Here is a 23,786-nt window from a genome sequence, read left to right as displayed (position 1 = left end):
TCAATAAGAACAAAATAGGAACATTCGCGGGCGCCCCACCTCAGAGAACGCTCAAGGACAACACACGAGGACAACGCAGATGTCGGCAACCGCCCTTTTCGACAACAGCCATTACGAACAGGCCTGCGATCAGGCGATCGCGATGTGCGACGGCAATCTGCGCAGCACCATCAAGGCGCTGATCATGGCCAACGAATATCTGGAAGCCGAGCTGGAGGAATTGCAGGCGGCGATTTCAGCCGGCTGCATTCCGGAGATCTCGCGCAGCAAGATGCGGAGCAAGAGCAGCGCCGCATAATCTTCAACCTTGGAGCAACGCCATGTCGGATGTGACCTATTACGTTGCAATGCCCTTCTTGATCGATGACGACGGATCACCCGTCGCAGGCGCTGCAGAGGAGTGTCAGTCCTCGACGGCGGCGCTGCGACGCGCAGAGATGCTGGCGCGCGGCGCCGGCCATATCGGCGCGATCGCGTTCAGCCGCAGCGGCGATCCCATGACCGGCGAATTCGGCGACGCGACGCTGCTGCGCAAGTTCGGCAACGTGCCGGAAGATCTTGCCACCCTCTAGACTAGCGCTCGCCGCCGACCAGCCTGATCCGCGGCTCGTGCCGGCGGCTCGCCTTGCGCACATACATGGCGGCATCCGCCTCCTCCAGGGCGCGGCCTGCAGCGGATTGCGGACCGAGCAGCGCGACGCCGGCCGAGGCGCCCGCGGCCACGTGCTGGCCGCGAAAAACGAATGACAATTCGTCGATCGCCTGCTCCAAGGCCGCAGCCTTGACCTTCGCATCGGTCTCGCTGAGATTCCAGAGCAGCAGCGCGAACTCGTCGCCCCCGAGCCGGCCGACCACGTCGGAGGCGCGGACCTGTCGCGTCAGCGTGGCGACAATCGCCTTGAGCACCTCATCGCCGGCGGCATGACCGAAGGAATCGTTGATCGGCTTCAGCCGATCGACGTCGAGCACGATCAGCGCCCCGCTGGCGCGGTAGCGCTTCATATAGGCGATGGCGCGCGCGAGCTCGCGCTCGAAACCGCGCCGGTTGGGAATCCCGAGCAGGAAATCGGTATCGGCGGCCGCCTCGAGCTCCGAGATCCGCAGCAGGGCCGCCTTGAGCTTGCTCCTGAGGCCGCGGATGATCGCCTTGCCGTCATCGGCAGCCGGCGCTCTGCGCAAGGCCGGTTTGGCCGCGCGGCTCGAAACGGCTTTGGATCGGGCGGCGCTCATGTTCCGGCCCTTTCTGGCCTTCGCAGGGCTCGCCCTTTTCGGTTTCTTCATGGGCATCCTGCTCAATGAAGGCTTGCGGGGATTCACCAAGACAGGATAGTGGATTCCCTTCTCCTTGCCACCGCCTTGCGAGCCGCCGGCCGGAATCATTAATCTGGCCTATCTCTCTGTTTTTCTGGGCACAATTGACGTCATGACCGCGCCGATCGCCATCATCATGGGAAGCCAGTCGGACTGGGACACGATGCGGCACGCCGCCGACACGCTTGACGCGCTCGGCATTGCCTCAGACAGCCGCATCGTCTCGGCCCACCGCACGCCCGACCGGCTGTTCGCATTCGCCAAGGGTGCCAAGGCCGCAGGTTACAAGATTATCATCGCCGGCGCCGGTGGCGCGGCCCATCTGCCCGGCATGGCGGCGGCGCTGACGGAACTTCCCGTCTTCGGCGTTCCCGTCGAATCCAAGACGCTCAAGGGCGTCGATTCGCTCTATTCGATCGTCCAGATGCCCGCGGGCATTCCGGTCGGCACCCTCGCCATCGGCAAGGCCGGCGCGATCAATGCCGCGCTGCTGGCAGCGGCCGTGTTGGCATTGTCCGACCCGGCCCTGTCGGATCGCCTCGCCGCCTGGCGCAAGGCCCAGACCGAGGCGGTCGCCGAGCGGCCGGAGGACAAGGCGTGACGGACACCAGGCACGTGAAGCTGAAGCCCGGTGACACCATCGGAATCCTCGGCGGCGGACAATTGGGCCGGATGCTGGCCATGGCCGCGGCGCGACTCGGCCTGCGCTGCCAGGTGTTCTCGCCCGATCCGGATTCGCCGGCCTTCGACGTCGTGCTGAACGCGACCTGCGCCGAATATGCCGACGTCGAGGCGCTCGAATTGTTCGCGCATGATGTCGACGTCATCACCTACGAATTCGAGAACGTGCCGGCGGCAGCCGCGCTGGTATTGGACGCGCGCCGCCCGGTGCTGCCCAACCGCAAGATCCTCGAGACGACCCAAGACCGGCTCGCCGAGAAGGATTTCGTGACGAAGCTCGGGATCGGCACTGCCGCCTATGCCGACGTCACCTCCGTCTCCTCGCTGCGCGAGGCGATCGCCAGGATCGGCCTTCCAGCGGTGCTGAAAACCCGCCGCTTCGGCTATGACGGCAAGGGCCAGGCCATCATCCGCGAGGGCGACGACATCGCGAAGGTGTGGACCAGCCTCGCCACCAAATCGGCGATCCTGGAGGCCTTCGTGCCCTACGAGCGCGAGATCTCCGTGATCGCCGCGCGCGCGGCCACGGGCGAGGTCGAGTGCTTCGACGTCACCGAGAACGAGCACCGCGACCACATCCTGAAGATATCGCGTGCGCCCGCGCCGATTCCTGACGCGCTCGCCGAGGAGGCGCGCAGCATCGCGAGCAAAATCGCAAGCGCGCTCGACTATGTCGGCGTGCTCGCGGTCGAAATGTTCGTGCTGGCAGGCGGCACCGGACCGAAGGTGCTGGTCAACGAGATCGCGCCGCGCGTGCACAATTCCGGGCACTGGACGCTCGACGGCGCCTCCGTCTCGCAGTTCGAGCAGCACATCCGCGCCATCGCCGGCTGGCCGCTCGGCAGACCGGTGCGCCACGGCGAGGTCGTCACCATGACCAATTTGATCGGCGACGAGATCAACGATTACGAAAAGTGGCTGAGCGTGCCGGGCGCGACCGTGCACATCTACGGCAAGGGCGCGCCGCGCCCCGGGCGCAAGATGGGCCACGTGACCGAAGTCAGGCCGCCCAAAGACAAGTGAACCAAAGACAAGTGACGGGATCGCAGCAAGAGCTGCAATCCCGCCGGGCGATTGTGACTACGCCGTCTTCACGCCCGCAACGACGCCGCTGGGCTCCTCGCTGAGCCAGCGATAGATCACCCCGCCGAGCGCGCCGCCGATCAGCGGCGCGACCCAGAACAGCCACAGCTGCGACAGCGCCCAGCCGCCGACGAACAACGCCGGGCCGGTGCTGCGCGCCGGGTTCACCGAGGTGTTGGTGACGGGAATGCTGACGAGGTGGATCATCACCAGCGCGAGCCCGATCGCCAGCGGTGCGAATCCCGCCGGCGCGCGCCCATGGGTCGCCCCCATGATGATGAACAGGAACATCATGGTCATCACCACCTCGGTGAGGAAGCCGGCCATCATGCTGTACTGACCGGGCGAATGCGCGCCATAGCCGTTGGAGGCGAAGCCCTTGCTGACGTCGAAGCCGGGCGCCCCACTCGCAATGACATAGAGCAGCGATGCGGCGACAATCGCGCCCGCCACCTGGGCGATCACATAAGGCAGGATCTGGCCGGCCGGAAAGCGGCCGCCGGCGGCGAGACCGACCGTGACGGCCGGATTCAGATGGCACCCGGAGATGTGGCCGATCGCGTAGGCCATGGTGACGACGCTCAATCCGAAAGCCAGGGACACGCCGACCAGCCCGATCCCGACCTGCGGGAAGCCGGCGGCGATCACCGCGCTTCCGCAGCCCGCGAATGTCAGCCAGAAGGTGCCGATGGCTTCGGCAGCATATTTTTTGATGTCCATTGTAGTCCCTCATTGCAAAGATTCCGGAACAAAGCTCCGGTGCGGCCCCGTCCTCGGCGCCAAATCGCCCAAATCGGGGCCGCATGGAGGTATTTTCGCCGCATTTAATGGCCGAACTTGGCCCGAAAATCCGCTTGGCCGGTGGACATCTGCGGTTTTGTCTGATACATCCGCGCGCTCAAGGTTAAGGGCTTGCGCGTTTCGCCATCCCCTTTGACTTACCAGAATTCAAATCCGATCCACCTGAAGAGGATGCCGCGTGCAGGTTCTCGTTCGCGATAACAATGTTGATCAAGCCCTCAAGGCGCTGAAGAAGAAGATGCAGCGCGAGGGAATTTTCCGCGAGATGAAGCTCCGCGGTCATTACGAGAAGCCCTCCGAGAAGAAGGCCCGCGAAAAGGCCGAAGCCGTGCGCCGCGCGCGCAAGCTGGCCCGCAAGAAGCTGCAGCGCGAAGGCCTGCTGCCGATGAAGCCGAAGCCGGTGTTCGGCGCCGGCCCGGGCGGTGATCGCGGCGGTCGTGGCGGCCCCGGCGCAGGTCCGCGCGGACCGCGCTGAGCCGATTCAGCAAGACTCTAGTTTTCGATGACGCGGGCCCCGGGCCCGCGTTATTGTTTTGAGGACTTGTCGGATCAAGCTCTAGCGCGAGCCAACCGTAGATGGCCTCCCCTTTCTCCCAGCGCGGCCTTCCGCGACGGCGCCGGATCTGGCAGCCGCCGCTCGCGGCGGCCCTGACGGGGATCGTGCTGGGCGGCTGCTCGTTCGATCTGGGATCACTGATGCCGGAGAAGGACAAGCCGCAGGAGGCCCCCAAGGCCGCCGCGCCGGCCGAGAGCGCGGTGAGCGCCGGCAACGTCACCGAAGCCCAGGCCCATACCGCGAAGGCTCAGTCTCTGGCGAAGTCAGGCGAGGCCGCGGCAGCGCTCGACGAGTTCAATCGCGCGATCGGCCTCGATCCCTACAATGCGCAGGCGCTCTATGGCCGCGCCCTGATCTACCAGGGCAACAACCAGCACGACTTCGCGATCGCCGATTTCAGCGCCGCCAGCGGACTCAACCCGCAAAAGGCCGAGCCGCTGCTGGGCCGCGCCAACAGCTATCTCGCGCTCGGCAAGGTCAAGGAGGCCGCAGCCGATCTCGACGAAGCCTCCGAGGCCGATCCGAACAATGCCCAGGTCTGGACCGCGCGCGGTCAGGTCTATGAGCGCTTGGGCGACAAAGCCAAGGCGGCGGCGTCCTACACCAAGGCGGTTGCGCTTCGTCCACGCGACGAACCCGCTCGCAGCGGTCTCGCCCGCGTCGGCGGCTGACGGTTTGGCGGAGGCTGAGCGGAGTTCTAGTCGGGCGTGGCGCTCTTGGGCAGAACGGCGTTGAACATCGACTTCATGCCCGACAGCATCTCGTCGGCGACATTGGTCTTCTTCGGCCGCGGCAGGGCGGCGCCCGCATCGGCACGCAGGTCGAGCGGCGGTGCGATGACCGGCACGGGAATGTCGGCCGGCGGCGTCACCCGATTCGGATCATCGTTGCCGATCGAGGCCGTGTAGGGCGGATTGGAGCCCCCATTGCCATAGGCCTCGGGTGAGGGCGTCGAGACATTGATCGGCGGCGGCAGCGGACGGACTAAAGACGGCTCCACATTCACGACACGCGGAGCCTCCGGCGTGCGGGCGGCGTCCCGCACCGCAGGCTCAGCCGGCTTGGTCTCCGACGCGCGAGCCTCGGCAGGCTTGGTTTCCGACGACCTGGCCTCGGCAGCCTTGCCCTCGGGCGACTTGCGCAGGCGCTCGATCGCAGCACGCGCCAGATCGTTGGCGTCGGGAGCCGCGGAAGCCGCCGTCGGGGCCGAATTGGCCTCAACCACGGGAGCAGAAGCAGCCGGTGCGGATTTCGCCGCGGCCTTGTCGCGGGCAGAGGGACGGCCGCGCGGACCGGTCTCAGCGGGAGCCACGTCTGCGGCCTTGGTCTCGGCGGCCGGCGGATGATCGACCGGCTTCTCGACCGCCGCCTTGTCCGTCACGCTCTTCTCGGGGATGCCCTTGGCCTTGACGCCGGAGGCGGGAAGGTTGGCGGTATCGGTGGGTTTGCCGTCGCTGCCGGTCTGGGCAGGCGCGGTCACGGCGGCTGGGGTGTCGGCGGCCGGCTTGGCGTTGATGTAATGATTGACGATGTAGGCCCCGATGATCGTCGCGAGCACCGAGGGGAAAATATCCATCGAAATTTTTGCGAGGTATTTCAGCATTCCGACCACACTCCCCGCGCGACCTGATGCGGGAACTTTAGGGCATTGTGAGGGATCAACTGCGACGGATCGATGGCAAACGGTGGCGCGACCCTAGCGTTTCAGCTCAATTTCAAGGAACACGATCTCAGTTGAGGTTTCGTTAAGTACGTCATGCTGGACGCCGGCCTTGCGGAAATAGGATTTCCCGGCGGCAAGCTGCGCCTTGGACCTTTCGCCATTGGGCGCGACGATGGTCATCTCGCCGGCGGCGAGCGGAACGATCACATAGTCCATGCCATGGGTGTGATGGCCGGTGGCGCTGCCGGGGGCAAGCCGCCATTCCGTCACCCGGACCTCTTCGTTGTCGACCTGAACCTCGGACTGGGCGGCAAGCACCGGGAGCTCCTTCTAGGGTACGAAAACCATGAACACGTAGACGGCAAATACCACCATATGCACCAGGCCGAACAGGACATTGGTCCTGCCCGTGCCGAAGGTCAGCATGCTCAGGAAGAAGGTCAGCAGCAGGAGCACGCTGCCCTGGGCGCCGAGGCCGAGCTCGAGCTCCTTGTCGAGCGCGTAAGTGGCGACGCCGACGGCAGGAATGGTCAGGCCGATGGTCGCCAGCGACGATCCCAGAGCGAGGTTGATGCTCTTCTGGAGGTCGTTCTGGCGGGCCGCCGAGACGGCCGCGACGCCTTCCGGCATCAGGATCAGAAGCGCGACCAGAAGCCCGGCAAAGGCCGGCGGCGCGCCAATCTTGGCCGCGACGGCGTCGACCACCAGCGAGAATTTCTTGGAGAGCAGCACGACCGCCAGCAGCGCGATCAGCAGCAGCACGACGCTGAGCACCAGCATCCTGCCCGACAGATGCACCTCGCCGCTGCCGGCGTACGCCCGCTCGTGGACGAAGTAATCCTTGTGCAGGACCGTCTGGGTGTAGAGAAACACCGCATAGAGCGCCAGCGTGACCACGTCGACGAAGCCGAGCTGGACCGCCGAATAGACAGGCCCCGGCGTGGTGGTGGTGTAGTTCGGCAGGATCAGCGTGATGGTCGCGAGCGCGAACAGGACGCTGAGATAGACGTTGGCGCCGGAGAGCTGAAAACCCTGCTCGCGATAGCGCAGGCCGCCGATGAAGATGCAGAGCCCGACGAGGCCGTTGCAGACGATCATGACCACGGCGAACACGGTGTCGCGCGCCAGTGCCGGGGCAGGCTTGTCGCCCAGCATGATCGTGGTGATCAGCGCGACCTCGATGATGGTCACCGAGAGCGTCAGCACCAGCGTGCCGTAGGGTTCGCCGACCCGCTCCGCGATCACCTCGGCATGATGAACCGCCGCGAACACCGTGCCGAACAGGATGACCAGAAGGACGACGGTGAAGAGAAGACCGCCAAACGACAGCGTGAAGACGTAATCCGTGGCGCTGACGGCTGCGAACAACAGCAGGGCCAGCGCCGGAAAGACCCAGGCCGACCGGGGCATCGGATCATGCGCGCTCATCATCGGCTCCAACTACGAAAGCGAGCAATAGCAAATCGGCCGGCGGATTCAATGCCAGTGCAGGATCGGTGCGACCGGCAGGAACGTCAGCAACAGGAACAGCGGGATCAGCACGGCGCCGGCGCGCAGGAGATAACCGAAGAAGCTCGGCATCGCGACGCCGTTCTCGCGGGCGATGCTGCTCACCATGAAGTTCGGCGCGTTGCCGATATAGGTGAGTGCTCCCATGTAGACCGCTCCCATGGAGATCGAGGCGAGCGTGCCCGAGAGCTGATGCATCAGCACCTGCGGATTGCCGCCGGCGAGCTCGAAGAACAGCAGATAGGTCGGCGCATTGTCGAGGAACGCGGACATCAGGCCGGTGAACCAGAAATAAACGACCTCGCGCGGCGCGCCATCCGGCGCCGTCACCGCCGACAGCAGCCAGGCGAACGCGCCGTGATGGCCGGCATTGAGCATGGCAATGACCGGGATGATGGCGACGAAGATGCCCGCGAACAGTTTTGCGACCTCGCGGATCGGCTCCCAGGTGAAGCCGTTGGCCTGCCTGTGCTCGTCGGGCGTCAGCCACACCGACAGCGCCGCGATGGCCAGCAGCGCCAGGTTGCGCGCGACGTCCTCCAGCTCCAGCTTGGTACCGAAAATGTCGAAGGCAATGTCGGGCCTCCACATCGCCGAAGCGAGAAGGCTGGCGACGATGGCTGCGATCAGCACCAGATTGACGAGGCCGCGGATGCGCAACGGCTCTCCCCGGCCTGTGTCGGCGGGCGGCGGCTCACTGCGAAAGCGCCAGACGTCGACGACGGCGAAGATCGCGAGCAGCAGGACGGCGACGAGTGCGGTCTGCAACCAGATGGTCCGCGTGGTCCAGAAGAAGTCAACGCCATGCAGGAAGCCGACGAACAGCGGGGGATCGCCGAGCGGGCTCAGCGCGCCGCCGACATTGGCCACCAGGATGATGAAGAAGATGACGACATGGGTGTTGTGGCGCCGCTGCCGGTTAGCGCGGATCAAGGGGCGGATCAGGATCATCGCGGCACCCGTGGTCCCGACGATGCTCGCCCCCAGCGTGCCGAGCGCGAGGATGCCGACATTCGCCGCCGGCGTGCCCTTGATGTCGCCGGTGATGAGGATGCCGCCGGCCACGACATAGAGAGCGAACAGCAGCACGATGAAGCCGAGATATTCGGCGAGCATGGCATGGACCAGCGCCGCCAAGGTCGCCGCGCCGCCGGCAAAGACGACGAGCGCGGCGAGCGCCAGCAGCGACCAGGCAGCGGTGATCTTGCCGTAATGGTGATGCCAGATCTTCGGCAACAGCAGCGGCCCCATTGCAATCGACAGCAACAAGCCGGCAAAGGGCAGCGCATAGGGCCAGCGCATCGCCGCACCATCGAGGCCGGTCGCGGCAAGCGCATTCTGCGGCAGAAGCGTCAAGCAGGAGACGGCGAGCGCGGGGATGTAACGTTGAGCCAAGCCGTCAGCCGCCAATGAAGCCTCTCGCCGTTTCGATCGCGCCATATTGATCGAGATCGTCGTGCCCGCCGCCCTCGATGCGAACGAACCGCTTGGGCTCGCGGGCGAGCGCGAACAGACGCTCTCCGAAGACGATCGAAATGACAAGGTCATTGGTGCCATGCATGATGAGCAGCGGCACCGTGACGCGCGACATGCGCTGGTCCGAATGGAAAGGGTCGCGCATCAGAAGGCGGACCGGAACGAACCGGAACGATGACGCCGCAATGTCGGCTGTCGACGTATAGGGCGCCTCCAGGATGAGTTTTCCAACGCGATGCTCCGAGGCGAGCGCGACCGCGACGCCCGTCCCGAGCGAAAAGCCCCAGGCGACGATTCGTTCCGCCGCATAGCGCGCGGTGGTGAACGCGTAGGCGGCTGCAGCGTCGCGCAGCAGGCCCTGCTCGCTCGGCATCCCGCTCGAGCCGCCATAGCCGCGATAGGACAGCGCAACGAGGCCGGTGCCGTCGGCAGTCATCGCCTTGAAACGGCCGACGCGGCCGGCGAGAAAATCGCCATTGCCGTGGAAGTAGAGGATCACGGAACGACCGGGCTTGGCCGGCACGTGCCAGACGATGACCTGCTCGCCATCAGACGTGGTCAGGACATGCTCTTGCGCCTCGGGAAGGCCCGCAGCATCGGGTGCGGTGCGGCCGGCGGGCGGGATCGGAAACAGCATCTCGCGCTGGCGGACGTACAGCACGAGGAGACCGGCGCAATAGACGGTCAGGAGCACGATGGCGATCCACTTGACAATGCTCATCATTGCGCGGCCGCTCCCTCGCTTGAGACTAGGGCTTGCGACGGCTCCGCAGCAATTTCATGACGTCGGTCGCAGGCTCGCCGGAACGTCGCGGCAGCTGCACGCCGCCTTGTGGGCAGCGTGCCAGGCGACACGCTGCTCGCGCACGCCTTGGGCGGCATGCGATCGGACTGGTGCCATTCCTAATTGATGGCCACGGTCCCTCCCCCGTCACATCGCCTTGACGATGTTCTCGGTGACCTTCTTGGCGTCGCCGAGCAGCATCATGGTGTTGTCGCGGTAGAACAGCGGATTGTCGATACCGGCATAGCCCGACGCCAGCGAGCGCTTGATGAACATCACCGTGCCGGCCTTCCAGACCTGGAGCACCGGCATGCCGTAGATCGGCGAAGTCTTGTCCTCTTCGGCCGCCGGGTTGGTGACGTCGTTGGCGCCGATCACGAAGGCAATGTCGGCCTGCGCGAATTCGGAGTTGATGTCCTCGAGCTCGAACACCTCGTCATAGGGCACGTTGGCTTCGGCCAGCAGCACGTTCATGTGGCCGGGCATGCGGCCGGCGACCGGGTGAATGGCGTATTTCACCTCGACGCCTTCCTTCTTGAGCATGTCCGCCATCTCGCGCAGCGCGTGCTGGGCCTGCGCCACCGCCATGCCGTAGCCGGGCACGATGATGACCTTGGAGGCGTTCTTCATGATGAAGGCCGCATCGTCCGCCGAGCCGAGCTTGGCGGGCTTCTGCTCGCCCGTGGCGCCGCCGGCCGCCGCGGTCTCACCGCCGAAGCCGCCGAGGATGACCGAGATGAAGGACCGGTTCATCGCGTGGCACATGATGTAGGACAGGATCGCGCCCGAGGAACCGACCAGCGCGCCGGTGATGATCAGCGCGGAATTGCCCAGCGTGAAGCCGATGCCCGCCGCGGCCCAGCCGGAATAGGAGTTCAGCATCGAGATCACGACCGGCATGTCGGCGCCGCCGATCGGGATGATCATGAGCACGCCGAGCGCCAGCGCGATGATGGTGATCATCCAGAAGTCGAACGCGCCGCCGGTGAGGACGAGACGGACGATGAAGAACACCAGCGCCACGGCCAGCGCGATGTTGATGATGTGGCGGAACGGCAGGATGATCGGCGCGCCGCTCATGCGCGCGGACAGCTTCAGGAAGGCGATCACCGAGCCGGTGAAGGTCAGCGCGCCGATGGCGACGCCGAGCGACATCTCGACCAGGCTCGAGGCATGGATGTTGCCGGGGGTGCCGATGTCGAAGGCCTCCGGCGCGTAGAACGCGCCGGCGGCGACCAGCACCGCGGCCATGCCGACCAGCGAGTGGAAGGCAGCGACCAGTTCCGGCATCGAGGTCATCGGCACGCGGCGGGCGATCACCGCGCCGATGCCGCCGCCGATCGCGACCGCGAGGATCACGAGGACCCAGGCCACACCATCCGCCGGCGGATGGCTCGCCAGCGTGGTGGCGACCGCGATCGCCATGCCGATCATGCCGAACAGATTGCCCTGGCGCGAGGTTGCCGGGCTCGACAGCCCGCGCAGCGACAGGATGAACAGCACCCCCGCCACGAGATACAAGAATGCAGAGAGATTGGCGCTCATCTCAGGTCCCCATTGATCCCTTCAGCCCGAGGTGGCCGCTTACTTCGACTTCTTCTTGTACATCGCCAGCATGCGCTGGGTGACAAGGAAGCCGCCGAAAATGTTCACGCAGGCGAAGACGAGCGCGACGAAGCCGAAGCCGCGCGCCCAGCCCGAGCCGCTCGAAACCATGCCGACGCCGACCGCGAGCAGCGCGCCGACTACGATCACCGAGGAGATCGCGTTGGTCACGCTCATCAGCGGCGTGTGCAGCGCCGGCGTCACCGACCACACCACGAAATAGCCGACGAAGACGGCGAGGACGAAGATCGACAGCCGGAAGATGAAGGGGTCGACGACCTGTGCAGCGTGCTCCATGGCAATCTCTCCTTAAGCTTTCGGCTGGAAGTTCGGGTGGATCACGGCGCCGTCCTTCGTCAGCGCGGTAGCCTTGACGAGTTCGTCGTCCCAGTTGACGGCGAGCTTCTTCTCTTTCTTGTCGACCATGGTCTCGATGAAGGAGAACAGGTTGCGCGCGTAGAGGCTGGAGGCCGAGGCCGCAACGCGACCCGCAACGTTGGTGTAGCCGACGATCTTGATGCCATCGAGGTCGACGACTTCGCCGGCCTTGGCGCCCTCGACATTGCCGCCGCGTTCGACGGCGAGATCGACCAGCACCGAGCCGGGCTTCATCGACCTGACCATGTCGGCACTGACGAGCTTCGGCGCCGGGCGGCCCGGAATCAGCGCGGTGGTGATGACGATGTCCTGCTTCTTGATGTGCTCGGCGGTGAGCGCGGCCTGCTTGGCCTGGTATTCTTTCGACATTTCCTTGGCGTAGCCGCCGGCGGTCTGCGCGTTCTTGAACTCCTCGTCCTCGACGGCGAGGAATTTCGCGCCGAGGGATTCCACCTGCTCCTTGGTGGCGGGCCGCACGTCGGTCGCGGTCACGACGGCGCCGAGACGGCGCGCGGTCGCGATCGCCTGGAGGCCGGCGACGCCGACGCCCATCACGAACACCTTTGCGGCAGGCACGGTGCCGGCTGCGGTCATCATCATCGGAAAGGCGCGGCCGAAGGCTTCGGCGCCCTCGATCACGGCGCGGTAGCCGGCGAGGTTGGCCTGCGAGGACAGCACGTCCATCACCTGCGCTCGGGTGATGCGCGGCATCAATTCCATCGCGAAGGCGGCGATGCCGGCATCGGCCATCGTCTTCAGCGCGGCATCGTTGCCGTAGGGGTCCATGATGGCGATGACGAGGGCGCCGCGCTTGTACTGCGCCAGCTCGGATGCCTCAGGGCGCTTCACCTTGATGATGATGTCGGCGTCCTTGAGCGCGTCAGCGCTGACGGTGGCGCCGACCGCGGTGAATTCGGAATCCGGCAGGCCCGATTTGATGCCGGCACCCGGCTCGACGGCGATCTCGGCGCCCAACGCCTTGAACTTCTTCACCGTATCAGGCGAAGCGGCGACCCGCGGCTCCGACGGATCTATTTCTTTGGCAACGGCGATCTTCATAGGCCCTCCGGCGACGCGGACAAAAACGCGCACGCGAACTTAGCGTTACTCCCGCAACGTTTGGATACCGGTTTTGAAACCGGCTTGTATGCAAATTTAATGAGCAGCCGCCGGCGTTGGCGGATGCAGCCGACGATGGATCAGGTCAGAAAGACCGCCATCAGGATCACGATGAGCGCGACCGAGACCGTGCCGTACTTCACCAGCTTGATGAAGCCCTCATAGGTCTGCTCGTGGGCAACGTAGTCGTTGCCGTCGGCGGTGGTGTACGCCACTTCGCTATGGTCAGCCATGGAATGTCCCCAGTCGAACGTCGAATTCTCGGGCTGGGATACCTGAAAGATTTAGACAGGGCAACGGCACCGAGGCGGGGTTTTCCCGCAAATCGGGTCATTTGGAATTCCAATTGTCCCGGATCCATCGCGTCAGACTCTCCTCACTGACTTCGCCGGCGGCGAGGGAGAGGATGATCGTTGTCGCTTCCGCGGGATCGGGGCTGAAAGCTACGCCGTTCTTGCGAAGAAAAGCCATCATGGCCATGAAGGCGATGCGCTTGTTTCCATCGACGAATGCATGATTTTTCGCGAGGCCGAATGCATAGGCTGCAGCGAGTTCGTCCAACGGCGCCTGTTCCGAGCGCCATTTGTTGATCGGGCGCTCCAGCGCCGAGCGCAGCATGCCTTCGTCGCGCAATCCCGGCGCACCGCCGAAGCGCCGGAGCTGTCGACCATGAATTGCGACAGCCTGCTCGTAAGTGACCCAGAGCGGCTCCTGAGGATCGCTCATGCGCATCGCCAGCTATTTTGCGAGCGTAGCGAGCGTGTCGCGATACTTATCCATGATCTCGTCGGCGATCTCCATCGTCCGCTCGAAATCGGGGTCGTAGGGCAGCAGCTGAAAACCACCACCAGGCAATTCCACCACATGCAATTGCTGGCCGCGCTTGAGATCGAGGCGCTGCATCAGCTCGCGTGGCAACAGCAAACCATCCGAATTGCCGATCTTCTTGATCTCAATTTTCATGGCTGACCTCCGGCGCGTTATACACTTGTATAACACAACCAACGAGTCGGTTCAACGGATGTTTTACGGATGGCGAATGCGTCAGCCCATCGCCTCCAGCTCGTCGATCATTCCGGCGATGACGCTGAGCCCGCCGTCCCAGAACTTTGGGTCCTTCGCATCTAACCCGAATGGCCGCAGCAGCTCGGAATAGTGCTTGGTGCCGCCGGCGGCGAGCATGTCGAGATAGCGCTCGGCGAAACCCTCGGCCGCGTTCTCGTAGACGGCATAGAGCGAGTTCACGAGACAGTCGCCGAACGCGTAGGCGTAGACATAGAACGGCGAATGGATGAAGTGCGGGATGTACATCCAGTAGTTCTCGTAGCCCGCCTTGATCTCGATCGCCGGTCCAAGGCTCTCGCCCTGCACCGACAGCCAGATCTCGCCGAGCCGCGTCGCGGTGAGCTCGCCGTTCTTGCGCTCGGTGTGGACCGCACGCTCGAAGGAATAGAACGCGATCTGCCGCACCACGGTGTTGATCATGTCCTCGACCTTGCCGGCGAGCAGCGCCTGGCGCTGCTTCGCACTCTTCGTCTGGGCCAGCAGCCGCTTGAAGGTGAGCATCTCGCCGAACACGCTCGCGGTCTCCGCCAGCGTCAACGGCGTCGGCGCCATCAGCGCGCCGTTCTTTGCCGCGAGCACCTGATGCACGCCATGACCGAGCTCATGCGCGAGCGTCATCACGTCGCGCGGCTTGCCCTGGTAGTTCATGAGCACGTAAGGGTGCGCCGACGGCGTGGTCGGATGCGAGAACGCACCGGGCGCCTTGCCCAGCCGCACCGGCGCGTCGATCCAGCGGTCGGTGAAGAAGCGCTCGGCGATATCGGCCATTTTGGGCGAGAAGCCGCGATAGGCCGTCAGCACCATGCTGCGCGCCTCCGGCCAGGCGATGACATCGGTCGCCGCAAAGGGCAGCGGCGCGTTGCGGTCCCAATAGGCCAGACGCTTCTTGCCGAACCATTTCGCCTTCAGCGCATAATAGCGATGCGACAGTTTCGGATAGGCTGCGCGCACCGAGGCGACCAGCGCATCGACCACCTCGCGTTCGACACGGTTGTTCAGGTGCCGGGAATCGGCGACATCCTTGAAGCCGCGCCAACGGTCGGAAATGTCCTTGTCCTTGGCGAGCGTGTTGGTGATCAGCGCAAAGGTGCGCTCATTGGCCTTGAAGGTCTTCGCCAGTGCCTCCGCCGCGCTCTTGCGCTTGGCGCCGTCGCGATCCTGCAGCAGATTCAGCGTCGGCTCGATCGCGAGCTCCTTGGCGCCGACCTTGAAGCGGAGGCTGGAGATGGTCTGATCGAACAGCCGGTTGAAGGCTGAATAGCCGGTCTGCGCCTTCTCCAGGAAAAGCTGCTCGAGCTTGTCGTCGAGCTGGTACGGCTTCTCCTTGCGCAGATCCTCGATCCAGGGACGGTAGTGCGCGAGCTCGGCGGCCAGCATCGCGCGATTCAAAATATCGTCATCGATCCGATTGAGCTCGAGCGCGAAGAACAACAGATGCGTGGACGCCGCCGTCAGCCGCTCGGACACGTCGCCGTAAAACTTTGAAATCGCAGGGTCCACACTGTCGCCGGCATGGACGAGCCCGGCATAGGAGCCGAGACGGCCGGCGAGATCGTCGATCGCCTCATAGCGTCGCACCGCCTCGGCGAGCCACTTTCCGCCATCTTCGTTTGCTGTCCCTGTCGCCAGCTTGCCCCTGTAGTCCGTCTCGAAGGCGACGCAGTCGGCATCCATTCTCTCGAGGTCGCGCGCCACCTCCGGCGCCTCGATCCCGGAATAGAGGTCGGCCAGGTTCCACTCCGGAAGGTTGCCGGTCTTGCTCGCAGCTTTGGAGGGTGCAGCTTTGGAGGGCCTTGCCTTGGGGGCGGATTTTTTGGCGCTTGGCTTGCGGAGAGCGGGCTTGCCGGGAGCGGACTTCTTGAGAGCGGACTTGTTCAAGGCAGATTTGTTCAAGGCGGACTTGGAGCGCGAATTCATTGTGTGGGAAACCTGTGTTCAACAATCGCGGCGGCAGGCGGGGGCATCAAGGTTTAAGCGTGCGTTAATCGGCTTCGGCCAGAGTGCCCCGATTCGAGACAGATAGTAGTAGCGTGCGGGGAACACCATGGCTGCCAGTATTTTGATCGCCGACGACGACGCTGTAGCCCGCCGGCTGGTCGAGAACATGGTGCAGAAATGCGGCTATGAGACGGTCGTCGTGGACTCCGGTGACGCCGCAATTGCCGCCCTCACTGCCCCCGACGGACCGGCCATCGACGCCGTCATCCTCGACCTCGTCATGCCCGGCCTCGACGGCATGGGCGTATTGGCGAAGATCCGCGAAGCCGGCCTGAGCGTCCCCGTCATCGTGCAGACCGCTCATGGCGGTATCGACAACGTGATCTCCGCGATGCGCGCGGGCGCGGCCGATTTCGTCGTCAAGCCGGTCGGCGTCGAGCGGCTCCAGGTCTCGCTTCGCAACGCGCTCAACACGTCCGCGCTCAAGGGGGAATTGCAGCGCATCCGTCACAGCCGCGAAGGACGGCTCACCTTCTCCGACATCATCACCCGCTCCGAAGCGATGACGGGCGTGATGCGCGCCGCCCAGAAGGCGGCAAACTCCGCGATCCCCGTGCTGATCGAGGGCGAGTCCGGCGTCGGCAAGGAGATGTTCGCGCGCGCCATCCATGGCAGCGGCGAGCGCAAGGCCAAGCCGTTCGTTGCGGTCAATTGCGGCGCAATTCCCGACAACCTCGTCGAGTCCATCCTGTTCGGCCATGAGAAGGGCGCCTTCACCGGGGCCACCGAGCGGCACACGGGCAAGTTCGTCGAGGCTCATGGCGGCACGCTGTTTCTGGACGAGGTCAGCGAGCTGCCGCTGACGGCGCAGGTAAAGCTGCTGCGTGCGCTCCAGGAAGGCGCCGTGGAATCGGTCGGCGGCCGCAAGCCGCTCAAGGTCGACGTCCGCATCATCTCGGCCACCAATCGCAAGCTGCTGGAGCGGGTGAAGCAGGGACAATTCCGGGAAGACCTGTTCTACCGGCTGCACGTGCTGCCGCTGACGATCCCCTCGCTGCGCGCGCGGCGTGAGGATATCCCGCACCTGCTCAGGCATTTCATCGCGCGCTTTGCCGCCGAGGAGAGCCGCCCGATCACCGGGATCAGCGGCGAGGCGGTGGCCCATCTTGCCCAGCTCGACTGGCCCGGCAACATCCGCCAGCTCGAGAACGCGGTCTATCGCGCCGTGGTGATGAGCGACGGGGACCAGCTTGGTCTCGGCGACTTCCCTCTGCTCGCCTCGCAGGCGCATCCCGTCACGGATATTCCGACCGCTCCGTTGCTGCTCGAGCCGGCGGCGACGCCCTCCCTGGTGTCGGGTAATGAAATACCAATCGCCCCGCTCCCCGCGGTGGGAACGCTGTCTATGCTCACTGCGACCGGGGATGTCCGCCCGCTGGAGGACATGGAGAACGAGATCATCCGTTTCGCGATCTCGCATTATCGCGGCCAGATGTCCGAAGTGGCTCGCCGACTCAAAATCGGCCGCTCGACGCTCTACCGCAAACTCGACGAGGCCGGGGTTCCCGGGCATGGCGGCAAAAGCGGCGAGGAGACGCATTGAGCCCAGTGCGAACGAAGCTTCGCGCGGCGGTGCGAGATCGCTCTAAGCCGTTCGCGTGACGACGGAATTCGTCTGCGATTTGAACCGTGACTTGGAAGTGACAGACAGAGGGAAAAGCGCGTGGCAGAAGCGTACAATCCGTTGCCAAGAGGCTCCCTTGAAGTCAGTTTGTCGTGAGTTGCCCCGGGCAGCGCTGGCCGCAAAATCGGGGCCTGTATATCGTCTGCGTCAGAATCGTTGCGTGCAGGCGTGCAACTTTCGAGAGGCCGGCGCGGTTTAGCCGAAACATCAATAAGCGATAACGAGCTGTTCCATGAAGGAACAGTTCACCCGAGGGGTGCGACACAATGCGTGACTGTTTGAACCACCGTGTGGGCTTTGACCGTGTCTTGATGACGGTCGCGGCGACCTTCCTCACGGTGTCGGCCAGCTCGGCCCTGGCGCAGGATCTGCCGCGCAGCAGCGCCGCGGAACTCGCGATCGAAGCCGCGATCCCGCGCCCCGAACCGGCAAACGTCCCGCCCCCGACTGCAGCCGACATCAAGCTCGACACCACCGCCACGGTGCAGGATTCCACGAAGGACGTCGCAAGGGATTCCGCCAAGGTGAACGTCGCGCCCACGGCGGACAAGGTGGAGACCAAGCCCTCCGACGTTGCCACCACACCCGCGCCGGAAGCGCCGAAGAGCGAGACTGCGAAAACCGAGCCGGCCAAGGCCGACACCGCAACGGCCACGCCGGCGGCTCCCGCAGCACCGGCCGCCGAACCGGTGAAGGCCGCAAGCAACGTGCCCACCGCCGACCAACCGGTCGCGGACAAGCTCAAGGACATCATCGGCGCTAAGACCTCGCGCCATTTCGACCGCAAGAACGAGCGTGCAGCGATTGAGAAGTTCTATGGCGCGCGCGACTTCGCGCCGGTCTGGACGCAAGGCGGCAACCTGACTGCTGCGGCCAAGGGCGTGATCGCACGGCTCAAGGACGCGGCGTCCGACGGTCTCAATCCCGCCGACTATCCGGTGCCGGATTTCGCCGCCACGACCCCCGATGCGCTGGCTGATGCCGAGCTCAAGCTCACCGCCAGCATGTTCGACTATGCCCGCCACGCCCAGAGCGGCCGCATGCATTGGTCGCAGGCCGGCGGCGACATTCTCTATCCCGAGCATCCGGTCGATCCCGGCGAAGTGCTCGCCAAGATCACGACGGCGGCGGACGCCTCCGCGGCGCTCGAGAGTTACAACCCGCCGCACAAGCTCTACAAGGAGCTGAAGGCCAAGCTCGCCGAGCTGCGCGGCCAGGGCAGCGGTCCGGTGATCGAGATCGCCGACGGCCCTGCGCTGAAATACACCCCTGCCGGCAAGAAGCAGGCGGAGATCGTCGTGGAAGATCCGCGCGTGCCGCAACTGCGCGCCAAGCTCGGCCTCGCCGAGAGTGCCAGCGACACCCGCTACGGGGCTGCGGTCGCCGAAGCCGTGCGCAAGTTCCAGACCGGCGCCGAGCTGAAGCCGACCGGCATCCTAGACGACAAGACGGTCAAGGCGCTCAACACCCCCAAGCGCGACAAGCAGATCGACGTGGTGCTGGTGAACATGGAGCGCTGGCGCTGGCTGCCGCGCGATCTCGGCGCGCCGGCGCTGGGTGACGCCTATGTCATCCTCAACATTCCCGATTTCACTTTGAAAGTGATGCAACGCGGCCAGCAGGTCTGGACCACACGCGTCGTCACCGGCAAGCCGGGCAAGCAAGCCACCCCGCTCCTCACCGAGACGATGAAGTACATCACGGTGAACCCGACCTGGAATGTGCCGCCATCCATCGTTTACAACGAGTACCTGCCGGCATTGCAGCAGGACCCGACCGTGCTTCAACGCATGGGCCTGAGGCTTGAGCAAAACCGCGACGGCTCGGTGCACATTTCGCAGCCGCCGGGCGAAGCCAACGCGCTCGGCCGCATCCGCTTCAACTTCCCGAACAAGTTCCTCGTCTATCAACACGACACGCCGGACAAGCATTTGTTCGCCAAGGAAGAGCGCGCCTTCAGCCATGGCTGCATGCGCGTGCAGAATCCGGATCAGTACGCCTCCGTTCTGCTCAACATCGTCATGCCGAACGAGAAGTACACGCCGGAGCGCATCCGCAGCATGTACGGCAAAAGCGAGATCGACCTGAAATTCCCGACCCCAATCCCGGTCAACATCACCTATCAGACCGCGTTCGTGGATGAGGCCGGCAAGCTGCAGTTCCGCAAGGACGTCTATGGCCGCGACGCGGCCATGATCAACGTCCTGAAGAACAACCGCGGCAAGGACCTCGAGGCCGTCGTGGCGCATTCCCAGCCGAGCTATTCGCGTCCGGCAACGACGCTGCCCTCCGGAGTGGCCGTGGCCAACAACGGCAGCGGCTTCGGCTCGTCCGGGCCGAACTTCTTCGAGCGGCTGTTCGGGGCGCCCACCCAGGCCGTGCCGCCGGCACCGGTCGGCCGCCGTCCGCAACAGCAGCGGGTGTTTACCCGCTGACGCCCGTCCCGCACTCGTTTTCCTGAAATTCTGCAAGGAAATCAGCGACCCCGTCCCCAGGATGGGGTCGTTGACGTTAACCATGCTGCGACCTGCGATGGGGCGGCGGGCGTTTTTTTGCCACAGTCAACCGCTTAGGATCGTAATCTGACTTGGTTTGGGGGCGAGAAGGTCAACCTCAAATTAACCTTCTCGCTTTAAGAAAGCGTTCATCCTCTTTCGCGCTGCTAACGGGGTTGGCGGGAGAGTCCATTTGAACGCTCGTCGACTGGGTGGGCTCATACGTGCTGACTGGTCTCGCACGCCAATTCGTTGTGCTGTCGTTGTCCCATGCGGGCGTGAAGGCCGGATCCCGGATCGGCCTTGCGGCTGCATTGCTGCTTGCGGCCGCCGGTTCGGTTCATGACGCCGCCGCTCTGAACGAGACCAAGACGCTCTCGTTCCACCACACCCATTCCGGCGAAGACCTCACCGTCACCTTCAAGCGCGACGGGCGCTACGACGAGGCGGCGCTGAAGCAGCTCAACCACTTCCTGCGCGACTGGCGTAGCCAGGAACAGACGGTCATGGACCGTCGCCTGTTCGACATCCTCTGGGAAGTCTATCGGGACGTCGACGGCAAGCAGCCGATTCAGATCATCTCCTCCTATCGCTCCCCCGCCACCAACGCCATGCTCCGCCGCCGCTCCTCCGGCGTGGCGCGCGCCAGCCAGCACATGCTGGGCCATGCGATAGACTTCTTCATCCCCGGCGTACCGCTGGAGCAGATCCGCTTCGCCGGCCTGCGCCTGCAGCGCGGCGGGGTCGGCTTCTATCCGACATCCGGCTCGCCTTTCGTGCACCTCGACACCGGCAGCGTCCGGCACTGGCCGCGGATGACGCATGACCAGCTCGCCCGCGTCTTCCCGGACGGCAAGACGGTGCATCTGCCGACCGATGGGGTGCCGCTGAAGAACTATGAGCTCGCCAAGGCCGAGATCGAGCGGCGCGGCAACGGCGATGATGCCGGCAGCAAGCCGAATTTCTTCGCAGCCTTGTTCAGGAGCAAGCCGGCAGCTCCGGCCGCCAGCGACGAGGATGACGAGGGCGCGCCCGCCCCGGCCGCGAAGCCGGCGGCACCGACCGTCGTCGCAGCCGCCGCCAAGCCCGCCGAGCCGGTGCCGACGCCGCGCGCCAAGCCGCAGATCGCCGCCGCGATCCAGCTCGCGTCGGCCGATGCGCAGATCGTCGCGCCGCCCAAGCCGAAGCCCGCGCCCGTGGCTGACAAGCCCGCTGCCAGCAAGCCGGAAACCCCGGCCGACATCATCAATGCGCGCGGCTTCTGGGATGACGTTCCGGCCACGCCGCAGCAGGCGACACCGGCGCAGGTCGCCGCGCTGAAGGCGCGCCAGGCGCTGGCCGCGGCCACCGATCCGCAACCGACCGCGAGCGTGTCCAACGCGGCCCTGCAAGCCCTGGCTTACGCGCCGGCGGCCTCCCCGGTCGACCGCGCCAATGTCGTCGCCGCCTCGGCGCCGATCCCGCGCACCACCCGCCCCCGCAGCGTGGCTCAGGCGCCGGAGATCAACAGCGTGGTCGGCAAGAGCGTCGACGGCAGGGTCGCAACCGCGACCCGCCTGTCTGCGGCCAAGGGCGAGAGCATCTGGCTCAAGATCGTGATGCTGTCGCCGAGCGCCAGCCACGCGATGTCGGTGACGCTGATGGGCGAGCTCGATACCGCGGCGCTGCGCGGCTATTTCGTCAAGCCGCGCTCCGTGATCGCGATGGGCTTCTCCGACGACCCAATGCAGGGCCTGTCCTGCGACAATTTCTCGGGCAGCGCGACCGCAAAGCTCGAGACGACGTCGTTCGTCGTGCGCACCGCCGCGCTGCGCTGAGTCCTCTGTACCAGCAAAGCTCTCTCTGTTCGTCCTTGCCCGGGGTTGATCAAGCCGGCAAGCCGGCCGCGATGAGGCCGGCCTCGTGACGCTGCCGGTCGGGCTCGCGCTTATAGTGCAGCGTCGCAAGATGAGCTGCCACCGAGAATCCCGGTTCGCGCTTCAAGACCTCGGCGGCGTGAGCGCCGGCCGCGATCGCGTTCTTCATCTGCGCGAATGTCGCCGCCAGGAACGCATGATGGGTATAGTCGGGGCGCGTGATCCTTGAAAACGCCTCGGCGGCCTCGGCGTATTTCTCCGCGCAATAATAGGCGCGGCCCAGATGGCTCCAGAAGCGCTCGGGATGATAGGGGTTGAGACGCATCGCTTTCCTGATCCAGTCGATGCCTTCCTCCGGCAGGCCCAGCCAGGTCAGAAGCTCTCCCTGTTGCACGACGACGAGGTCGTAGTTCGGATTGAGGGCGAGTGCACGCTCCTGGTGATAGGTGGCCTTTTCGTAGTCGTGTCGCGTCAGATTGAGCGCGGCGAGAATTCGGTGCACGTCCGCGTCGTTGTCGTCGAGCGCCAACGCAATTTCCAGCTCCGAAGCAACCTGCTCGAAGGTCGCCTCGCGGTCGGCGCACCAGCCATAGATCCAGCACTGACCGAGCACGCATGCCTTCCAGGCATGAGCGTGGGCATAGTTCGGATCCATCGCCAGCGCACGGTTGAGCAGCGTCTGCGCCTGAGCGTTGTCGTCGCGGGTTGATCGATGATGCAGGAGCTTTGCAGCCAGCACGCATTCGTAAGCGGGCATGTTGTCGGTCGGCTTGCGCTTGGTGCGGTCGTGCGTTGCGGCTTCTACCCGACCCGGCAACGTCGCCACGATCGCGCGGGTCATCTCGTCCTGGATGGCGAAGATATCCCGGAGCTCGCGGTCGTAGCGTTCGGCCCAGATATGGCGATCGGTCTCTGCATCGATCAGCTGCACGGTGACGCGGACGCGCTCCCCGGCCTTGCGAACGCTGCCCTCGATGACATAGTCGACTCCGAACTCACGGCCGATGTCCTGAACCTTTACGGCCTTGCCCTTGTAGACGAACGTCGAGTTGCGGGAGATGACGAGCAGGTCGTGGAAGCGCGAAAGCTCGGTGATGATGTCCTCGGTGAGACCGTCAGCGAAGAACTCCTGCTCCGGATCGCCGCTCATATTGGCGAACGGCAGCACGGCGATGGACGGCTTTTTCGAAATACCCGGCGGCGTCAGAGCACGATTGGACCCGTCAGGCAGGCTTGCGGGCCCCTCCGCCAGCCGAATGCGGAAGATGCGGATCGGACGGGCGATGTTCTTGACGCTCTGTTCACCGAGATCGTCGAACTGAACGCCGTCGAGCCGGTCGCCGACCTGATCGCGCACCGCGCCGGAGACGCAGATTCCTCCGGGCTCGGCCAGCGTCTCCAGCCGCGCCGCGACGTTGACGCCATCGCCGAATATGTCGTTCTGATCGACGATGACGTCGCCGAGATTGATGCCGATGCGGAATTGGATCCACCGCGGCGGCGGGACGTCGGCATTGCGCCGCGCCATGCGGCGCTGAACCTCGGCCGCACATAGCACGGCATCGACGACGCTGTGGAATTCCACGAGCATGCCGTCGCCGGTCGTCTTGATGATACGGCCGCGATTCTTGGCAATGGCAGGATCGATGAGCTCGACACGATGGGTCTTGAGGCGCGCAAGAGTGCCGGCCTCGTCGACCTCCATCAGCCGGCTGAAGCCGACCATGTCGGCAGCGAGAACCGCGGCAAGCCTGCGCTCTGGTCCCGGCACATCCATCGCTC

24 protein-coding genes are annotated in these 23,786 nt (G+C 64.9%); 9 read left to right on the top strand and 15 right to left on the bottom strand.

Annotated elements, in window-relative coordinates:
* Positions 1-79: 79 nt before the first annotated feature.
* Both ACTEK7_RS19700 and ACTEK7_RS19695 read left to right on the top strand, forming a co-directional pair.
* Positions 80-298 carry a hypothetical protein gene (locus ACTEK7_RS19700; protein WP_035998725.1) on the top strand — a complete coding sequence of 73 codons (219 nt, stop codon included), beginning with the start codon at positions 80-82 and terminating at the stop codon, positions 296-298.
* A 22-nt stretch (positions 299-320) separates the two neighbouring features.
* Positions 321-572 (top strand): hypothetical protein, encoded by a 252-nt coding sequence (locus tag ACTEK7_RS19695; protein ID WP_036021965.1) that lies wholly within the window; start codon positions 321-323, stop codon positions 570-572.
* 1 nt (position 573) lies between these two features.
* On the opposite strand, the gene ACTEK7_RS19690 is transcribed toward ACTEK7_RS19695, so the two are convergent.
* Complete coding sequence (locus tag ACTEK7_RS19690) at positions 574-1,281, bottom strand: GGDEF domain-containing protein (protein WP_225141194.1); 708 nt, start codon at positions 1,279-1,281, stop codon at positions 574-576.
* A gap of 142 nt (positions 1,282-1,423) precedes the next feature.
* Between ACTEK7_RS19690 and purE the strand changes: the two genes are divergently transcribed.
* Together purE and ACTEK7_RS19680 are read left to right on the top strand one after the other, a co-directional pair.
* Positions 1,424-1,912, top strand: a complete 489-nt coding sequence (purE, locus tag ACTEK7_RS19685; RefSeq protein ID WP_225146462.1) for a 5-(carboxyamino)imidazole ribonucleotide mutase — start codon at positions 1,424-1,426, stop codon at positions 1,910-1,912.
* Positions 1,909-3,015, top strand: coding sequence for a 5-(carboxyamino)imidazole ribonucleotide synthase (locus ACTEK7_RS19680; protein WP_225146461.1), 1,107 nt, complete (start codon positions 1,909-1,911; stop codon positions 3,013-3,015). Before purE ends, ACTEK7_RS19680 begins: the two co-directional genes overlap by 4 nt.
* Positions 3,016-3,072: 57 nt before the next feature.
* Here the strand turns inward: ACTEK7_RS19680 and aqpZ are convergent, their stop codons facing one another.
* Positions 3,073-3,795 (bottom strand): aquaporin Z, encoded by a 723-nt coding sequence (gene aqpZ, locus ACTEK7_RS19675; RefSeq protein WP_035998714.1) that lies wholly within the window; start codon positions 3,793-3,795, stop codon positions 3,073-3,075.
* A 259-nt stretch (positions 3,796-4,054) separates the two neighbouring features.
* Between aqpZ and rpsU the strand changes: the two genes are divergently transcribed.
* Positions 4,055-4,351 carry a 30S ribosomal protein S21 gene (gene rpsU, locus ACTEK7_RS19670; protein WP_008546194.1) on the top strand — a complete coding sequence of 99 codons (297 nt, stop codon included), beginning with the start codon at positions 4,055-4,057 and terminating at the stop codon, positions 4,349-4,351.
* A gap of 101 nt (positions 4,352-4,452) precedes the next feature.
* Entirely contained in the window at positions 4,453-5,103 is a 651-nt protein-coding gene (locus ACTEK7_RS19665; RefSeq protein WP_074447704.1) for a tetratricopeptide repeat protein, read from the top strand.
* Positions 5,104-5,129: 26 nt separating this feature from the next.
* Here ACTEK7_RS19665 and ACTEK7_RS19660 read toward each other — a convergent pair whose 3' ends face one another.
* From ACTEK7_RS19660 to ACTEK7_RS19605, 12 genes are all read right to left on the bottom strand, one after another.
* Positions 5,130-6,035 carry a hypothetical protein gene (locus ACTEK7_RS19660; RefSeq protein ID WP_225141191.1) on the bottom strand — a complete coding sequence of 302 codons (906 nt, stop codon included), beginning with the start codon at positions 6,033-6,035 and terminating at the stop codon, positions 5,130-5,132.
* A 93-nt stretch (positions 6,036-6,128) separates the two neighbouring features.
* The gene (locus ACTEK7_RS19655) at positions 6,129-6,413 is read right to left on the bottom strand and encodes a cupin domain-containing protein (protein WP_035998690.1); all 285 of its coding nucleotides are present in this window, start codon (positions 6,411-6,413) and stop codon (positions 6,129-6,131) included.
* A gap of 12 nt (positions 6,414-6,425) precedes the next feature.
* Positions 6,426-7,523 carry a calcium:cation antiporter gene (locus ACTEK7_RS19650; protein ID WP_035998688.1) on the bottom strand — a complete coding sequence of 366 codons (1,098 nt, stop codon included), beginning with the start codon at positions 7,521-7,523 and terminating at the stop codon, positions 6,426-6,428.
* A 48-nt stretch (positions 7,524-7,571) separates the two neighbouring features.
* Positions 7,572-8,906, bottom strand: coding sequence for a sodium:proton antiporter (locus tag ACTEK7_RS19645; protein WP_035998706.1), 1,335 nt, complete (start codon positions 8,904-8,906; stop codon positions 7,572-7,574).
* A 97-nt stretch (positions 8,907-9,003) separates the two neighbouring features.
* Entirely contained in the window at positions 9,004-9,801 is a 798-nt protein-coding gene (locus ACTEK7_RS19640; protein WP_225112987.1) for an alpha/beta hydrolase, read from the bottom strand.
* A 210-nt stretch (positions 9,802-10,011) separates the two neighbouring features.
* On the bottom strand, positions 10,012-11,409 hold the full coding sequence (locus tag ACTEK7_RS19635; protein ID WP_225146459.1) for an NAD(P)(+) transhydrogenase (Re/Si-specific) subunit beta: 1,398 nt from the start codon (positions 11,407-11,409) through the stop codon (positions 10,012-10,014).
* Between the two features lie 39 nt (positions 11,410-11,448).
* Positions 11,449-11,766: a proton-translocating transhydrogenase family protein gene (locus ACTEK7_RS19630; protein ID WP_035998681.1), complete on the bottom strand. Its 318-nt coding sequence runs from the start codon at positions 11,764-11,766 to the stop codon at positions 11,449-11,451.
* 12 nt (positions 11,767-11,778) lie between these two features.
* Positions 11,779-12,906: a Re/Si-specific NAD(P)(+) transhydrogenase subunit alpha gene (locus ACTEK7_RS19625; protein WP_225146458.1), complete on the bottom strand. Its 1,128-nt coding sequence runs from the start codon at positions 12,904-12,906 to the stop codon at positions 11,779-11,781.
* A 140-nt stretch (positions 12,907-13,046) separates the two neighbouring features.
* Positions 13,047-13,199 (bottom strand): aa3-type cytochrome c oxidase subunit IV, encoded by a 153-nt coding sequence (locus tag ACTEK7_RS19620; protein WP_035998674.1) that lies wholly within the window; start codon positions 13,197-13,199, stop codon positions 13,047-13,049.
* Between the two features lie 97 nt (positions 13,200-13,296).
* Entirely contained in the window at positions 13,297-13,692 is a 396-nt protein-coding gene (locus ACTEK7_RS19615; protein ID WP_074447732.1) for a type II toxin-antitoxin system death-on-curing family toxin, read from the bottom strand.
* 12 nt (positions 13,693-13,704) lie between these two features.
* Positions 13,705-13,929 (bottom strand): AbrB/MazE/SpoVT family DNA-binding domain-containing protein, encoded by a 225-nt coding sequence (locus ACTEK7_RS19610; RefSeq protein ID WP_225112936.1) that lies wholly within the window; start codon positions 13,927-13,929, stop codon positions 13,705-13,707.
* An 81-nt stretch (positions 13,930-14,010) separates the two neighbouring features.
* Positions 14,011-15,948 carry a M3 family oligoendopeptidase gene (locus ACTEK7_RS19605; protein WP_225146457.1) on the bottom strand — a complete coding sequence of 646 codons (1,938 nt, stop codon included), beginning with the start codon at positions 15,946-15,948 and terminating at the stop codon, positions 14,011-14,013.
* 127 nt (positions 15,949-16,075) lie between these two features.
* Between ACTEK7_RS19605 and ACTEK7_RS19600 the strand changes: the two genes are divergently transcribed.
* From ACTEK7_RS19600 to mepK, 3 genes are all read left to right on the top strand, one after another.
* Positions 16,076-17,572 carry a sigma-54-dependent transcriptional regulator gene (locus tag ACTEK7_RS19600; protein WP_225146455.1) on the top strand — a complete coding sequence of 499 codons (1,497 nt, stop codon included), beginning with the start codon at positions 16,076-16,078 and terminating at the stop codon, positions 17,570-17,572.
* Positions 17,573-17,919: 347 nt separating this feature from the next.
* Positions 17,920-20,088 carry a L,D-transpeptidase family protein gene (locus ACTEK7_RS19595; RefSeq protein ID WP_225146454.1) on the top strand — a complete coding sequence of 723 codons (2,169 nt, stop codon included), beginning with the start codon at positions 17,920-17,922 and terminating at the stop codon, positions 20,086-20,088.
* Between the two features lie 284 nt (positions 20,089-20,372).
* On the top strand, positions 20,373-21,965 hold the full coding sequence (mepK, locus tag ACTEK7_RS19590) for a peptidoglycan L,D-endopeptidase MepK (protein WP_225146453.1): 1,593 nt from the start codon (positions 20,373-20,375) through the stop codon (positions 21,963-21,965).
* Between the two features lie 49 nt (positions 21,966-22,014).
* Here the strand turns inward: mepK and ACTEK7_RS19585 are convergent, their stop codons facing one another.
* Positions 22,015-23,781 carry an adenylate/guanylate cyclase domain-containing protein gene (locus ACTEK7_RS19585; RefSeq protein ID WP_225146452.1) on the bottom strand — a complete coding sequence of 589 codons (1,767 nt, stop codon included), beginning with the start codon at positions 23,779-23,781 and terminating at the stop codon, positions 22,015-22,017.
* Between the last annotated feature and the right edge of the window lie 5 nt (positions 23,782-23,786).

The sequence above is a fragment of the Bradyrhizobium sp. JHI2711 genome, from assembly GCF_056156565.1.
Note: the sequence above shows the minus strand (reverse complement) of the source record. Positions and strands in the feature narration are given on the sequence as shown.

Excerpts from the sequence above, each read along its gene's own strand:
- ACTEK7_RS19695 (WP_036021965.1), top strand. The coding sequence starts at position 321 with ATGTCGGATGTGACCTATTACGTTGCAATGCCCTTCTTGATCGATGAC.
- ACTEK7_RS19650 (WP_035998688.1), bottom strand. The coding sequence starts at position 7,523 with ATGAGCGCGCATGATCCGATGCCCCGGTCGGCCTGGGTCTTTCCGGCG.
- ACTEK7_RS19615 (WP_074447732.1), bottom strand. The coding sequence starts at position 13,692 with ATGAGCGATCCTCAGGAGCCGCTCTGGGTCACTTACGAGCAGGCTGTC.
- ACTEK7_RS19690 (WP_225141194.1), bottom strand. The coding sequence starts at position 1,281 with ATGAAGAAACCGAAAAGGGCGAGCCCTGCGAAGGCCAGAAAGGGCCGG.
- ACTEK7_RS19620 (WP_035998674.1), bottom strand. The coding sequence starts at position 13,199 with ATGGCTGACCATAGCGAAGTGGCGTACACCACCGCCGACGGCAACGAC.
- ACTEK7_RS19645 (WP_035998706.1), bottom strand. The coding sequence starts at position 8,906 with ATGCGCTGGCCCTATGCGCTGCCCTTTGCCGGCTTGTTGCTGTCGATT.
- ACTEK7_RS19605 (WP_225146457.1), bottom strand. The coding sequence starts at position 15,948 with ATGAATTCGCGCTCCAAGTCCGCCTTGAACAAATCTGCCTTGAACAAG.
- ACTEK7_RS19585 (WP_225146452.1), bottom strand. The coding sequence starts at position 23,781 with ATGGATGTGCCGGGACCAGAGCGCAGGCTTGCCGCGGTTCTCGCTGCC.
- ACTEK7_RS19660 (WP_225141191.1), bottom strand. The coding sequence starts at position 6,035 with ATGCTGAAATACCTCGCAAAAATTTCGATGGATATTTTCCCCTCGGTG.
- ACTEK7_RS19610 (WP_225112936.1), bottom strand. The coding sequence starts at position 13,929 with ATGAAAATTGAGATCAAGAAGATCGGCAATTCGGATGGTTTGCTGTTG.
- ACTEK7_RS19700 (WP_035998725.1), top strand. The coding sequence starts at position 80 with ATGTCGGCAACCGCCCTTTTCGACAACAGCCATTACGAACAGGCCTGC.
- ACTEK7_RS19625 (WP_225146458.1), bottom strand. The coding sequence starts at position 12,906 with ATGAAGATCGCCGTTGCCAAAGAAATAGATCCGTCGGAGCCGCGGGTC.
- ACTEK7_RS19630 (WP_035998681.1), bottom strand. The coding sequence starts at position 11,766 with ATGGAGCACGCTGCACAGGTCGTCGACCCCTTCATCTTCCGGCTGTCG.
- ACTEK7_RS19665 (WP_074447704.1), top strand. The coding sequence starts at position 4,453 with ATGGCCTCCCCTTTCTCCCAGCGCGGCCTTCCGCGACGGCGCCGGATC.
- ACTEK7_RS19595 (WP_225146454.1), top strand. The coding sequence starts at position 17,920 with ATGCGTGACTGTTTGAACCACCGTGTGGGCTTTGACCGTGTCTTGATG.
- purE (WP_225146462.1), top strand. The coding sequence starts at position 1,424 with ATGACCGCGCCGATCGCCATCATCATGGGAAGCCAGTCGGACTGGGAC.
- ACTEK7_RS19640 (WP_225112987.1), bottom strand. The coding sequence starts at position 9,801 with ATGAGCATTGTCAAGTGGATCGCCATCGTGCTCCTGACCGTCTATTGC.
- ACTEK7_RS19600 (WP_225146455.1), top strand. The coding sequence starts at position 16,076 with ATGGCTGCCAGTATTTTGATCGCCGACGACGACGCTGTAGCCCGCCGG.
- ACTEK7_RS19635 (WP_225146459.1), bottom strand. The coding sequence starts at position 11,409 with ATGAGCGCCAATCTCTCTGCATTCTTGTATCTCGTGGCGGGGGTGCTG.
- aqpZ (WP_035998714.1), bottom strand. The coding sequence starts at position 3,795 with ATGGACATCAAAAAATATGCTGCCGAAGCCATCGGCACCTTCTGGCTG.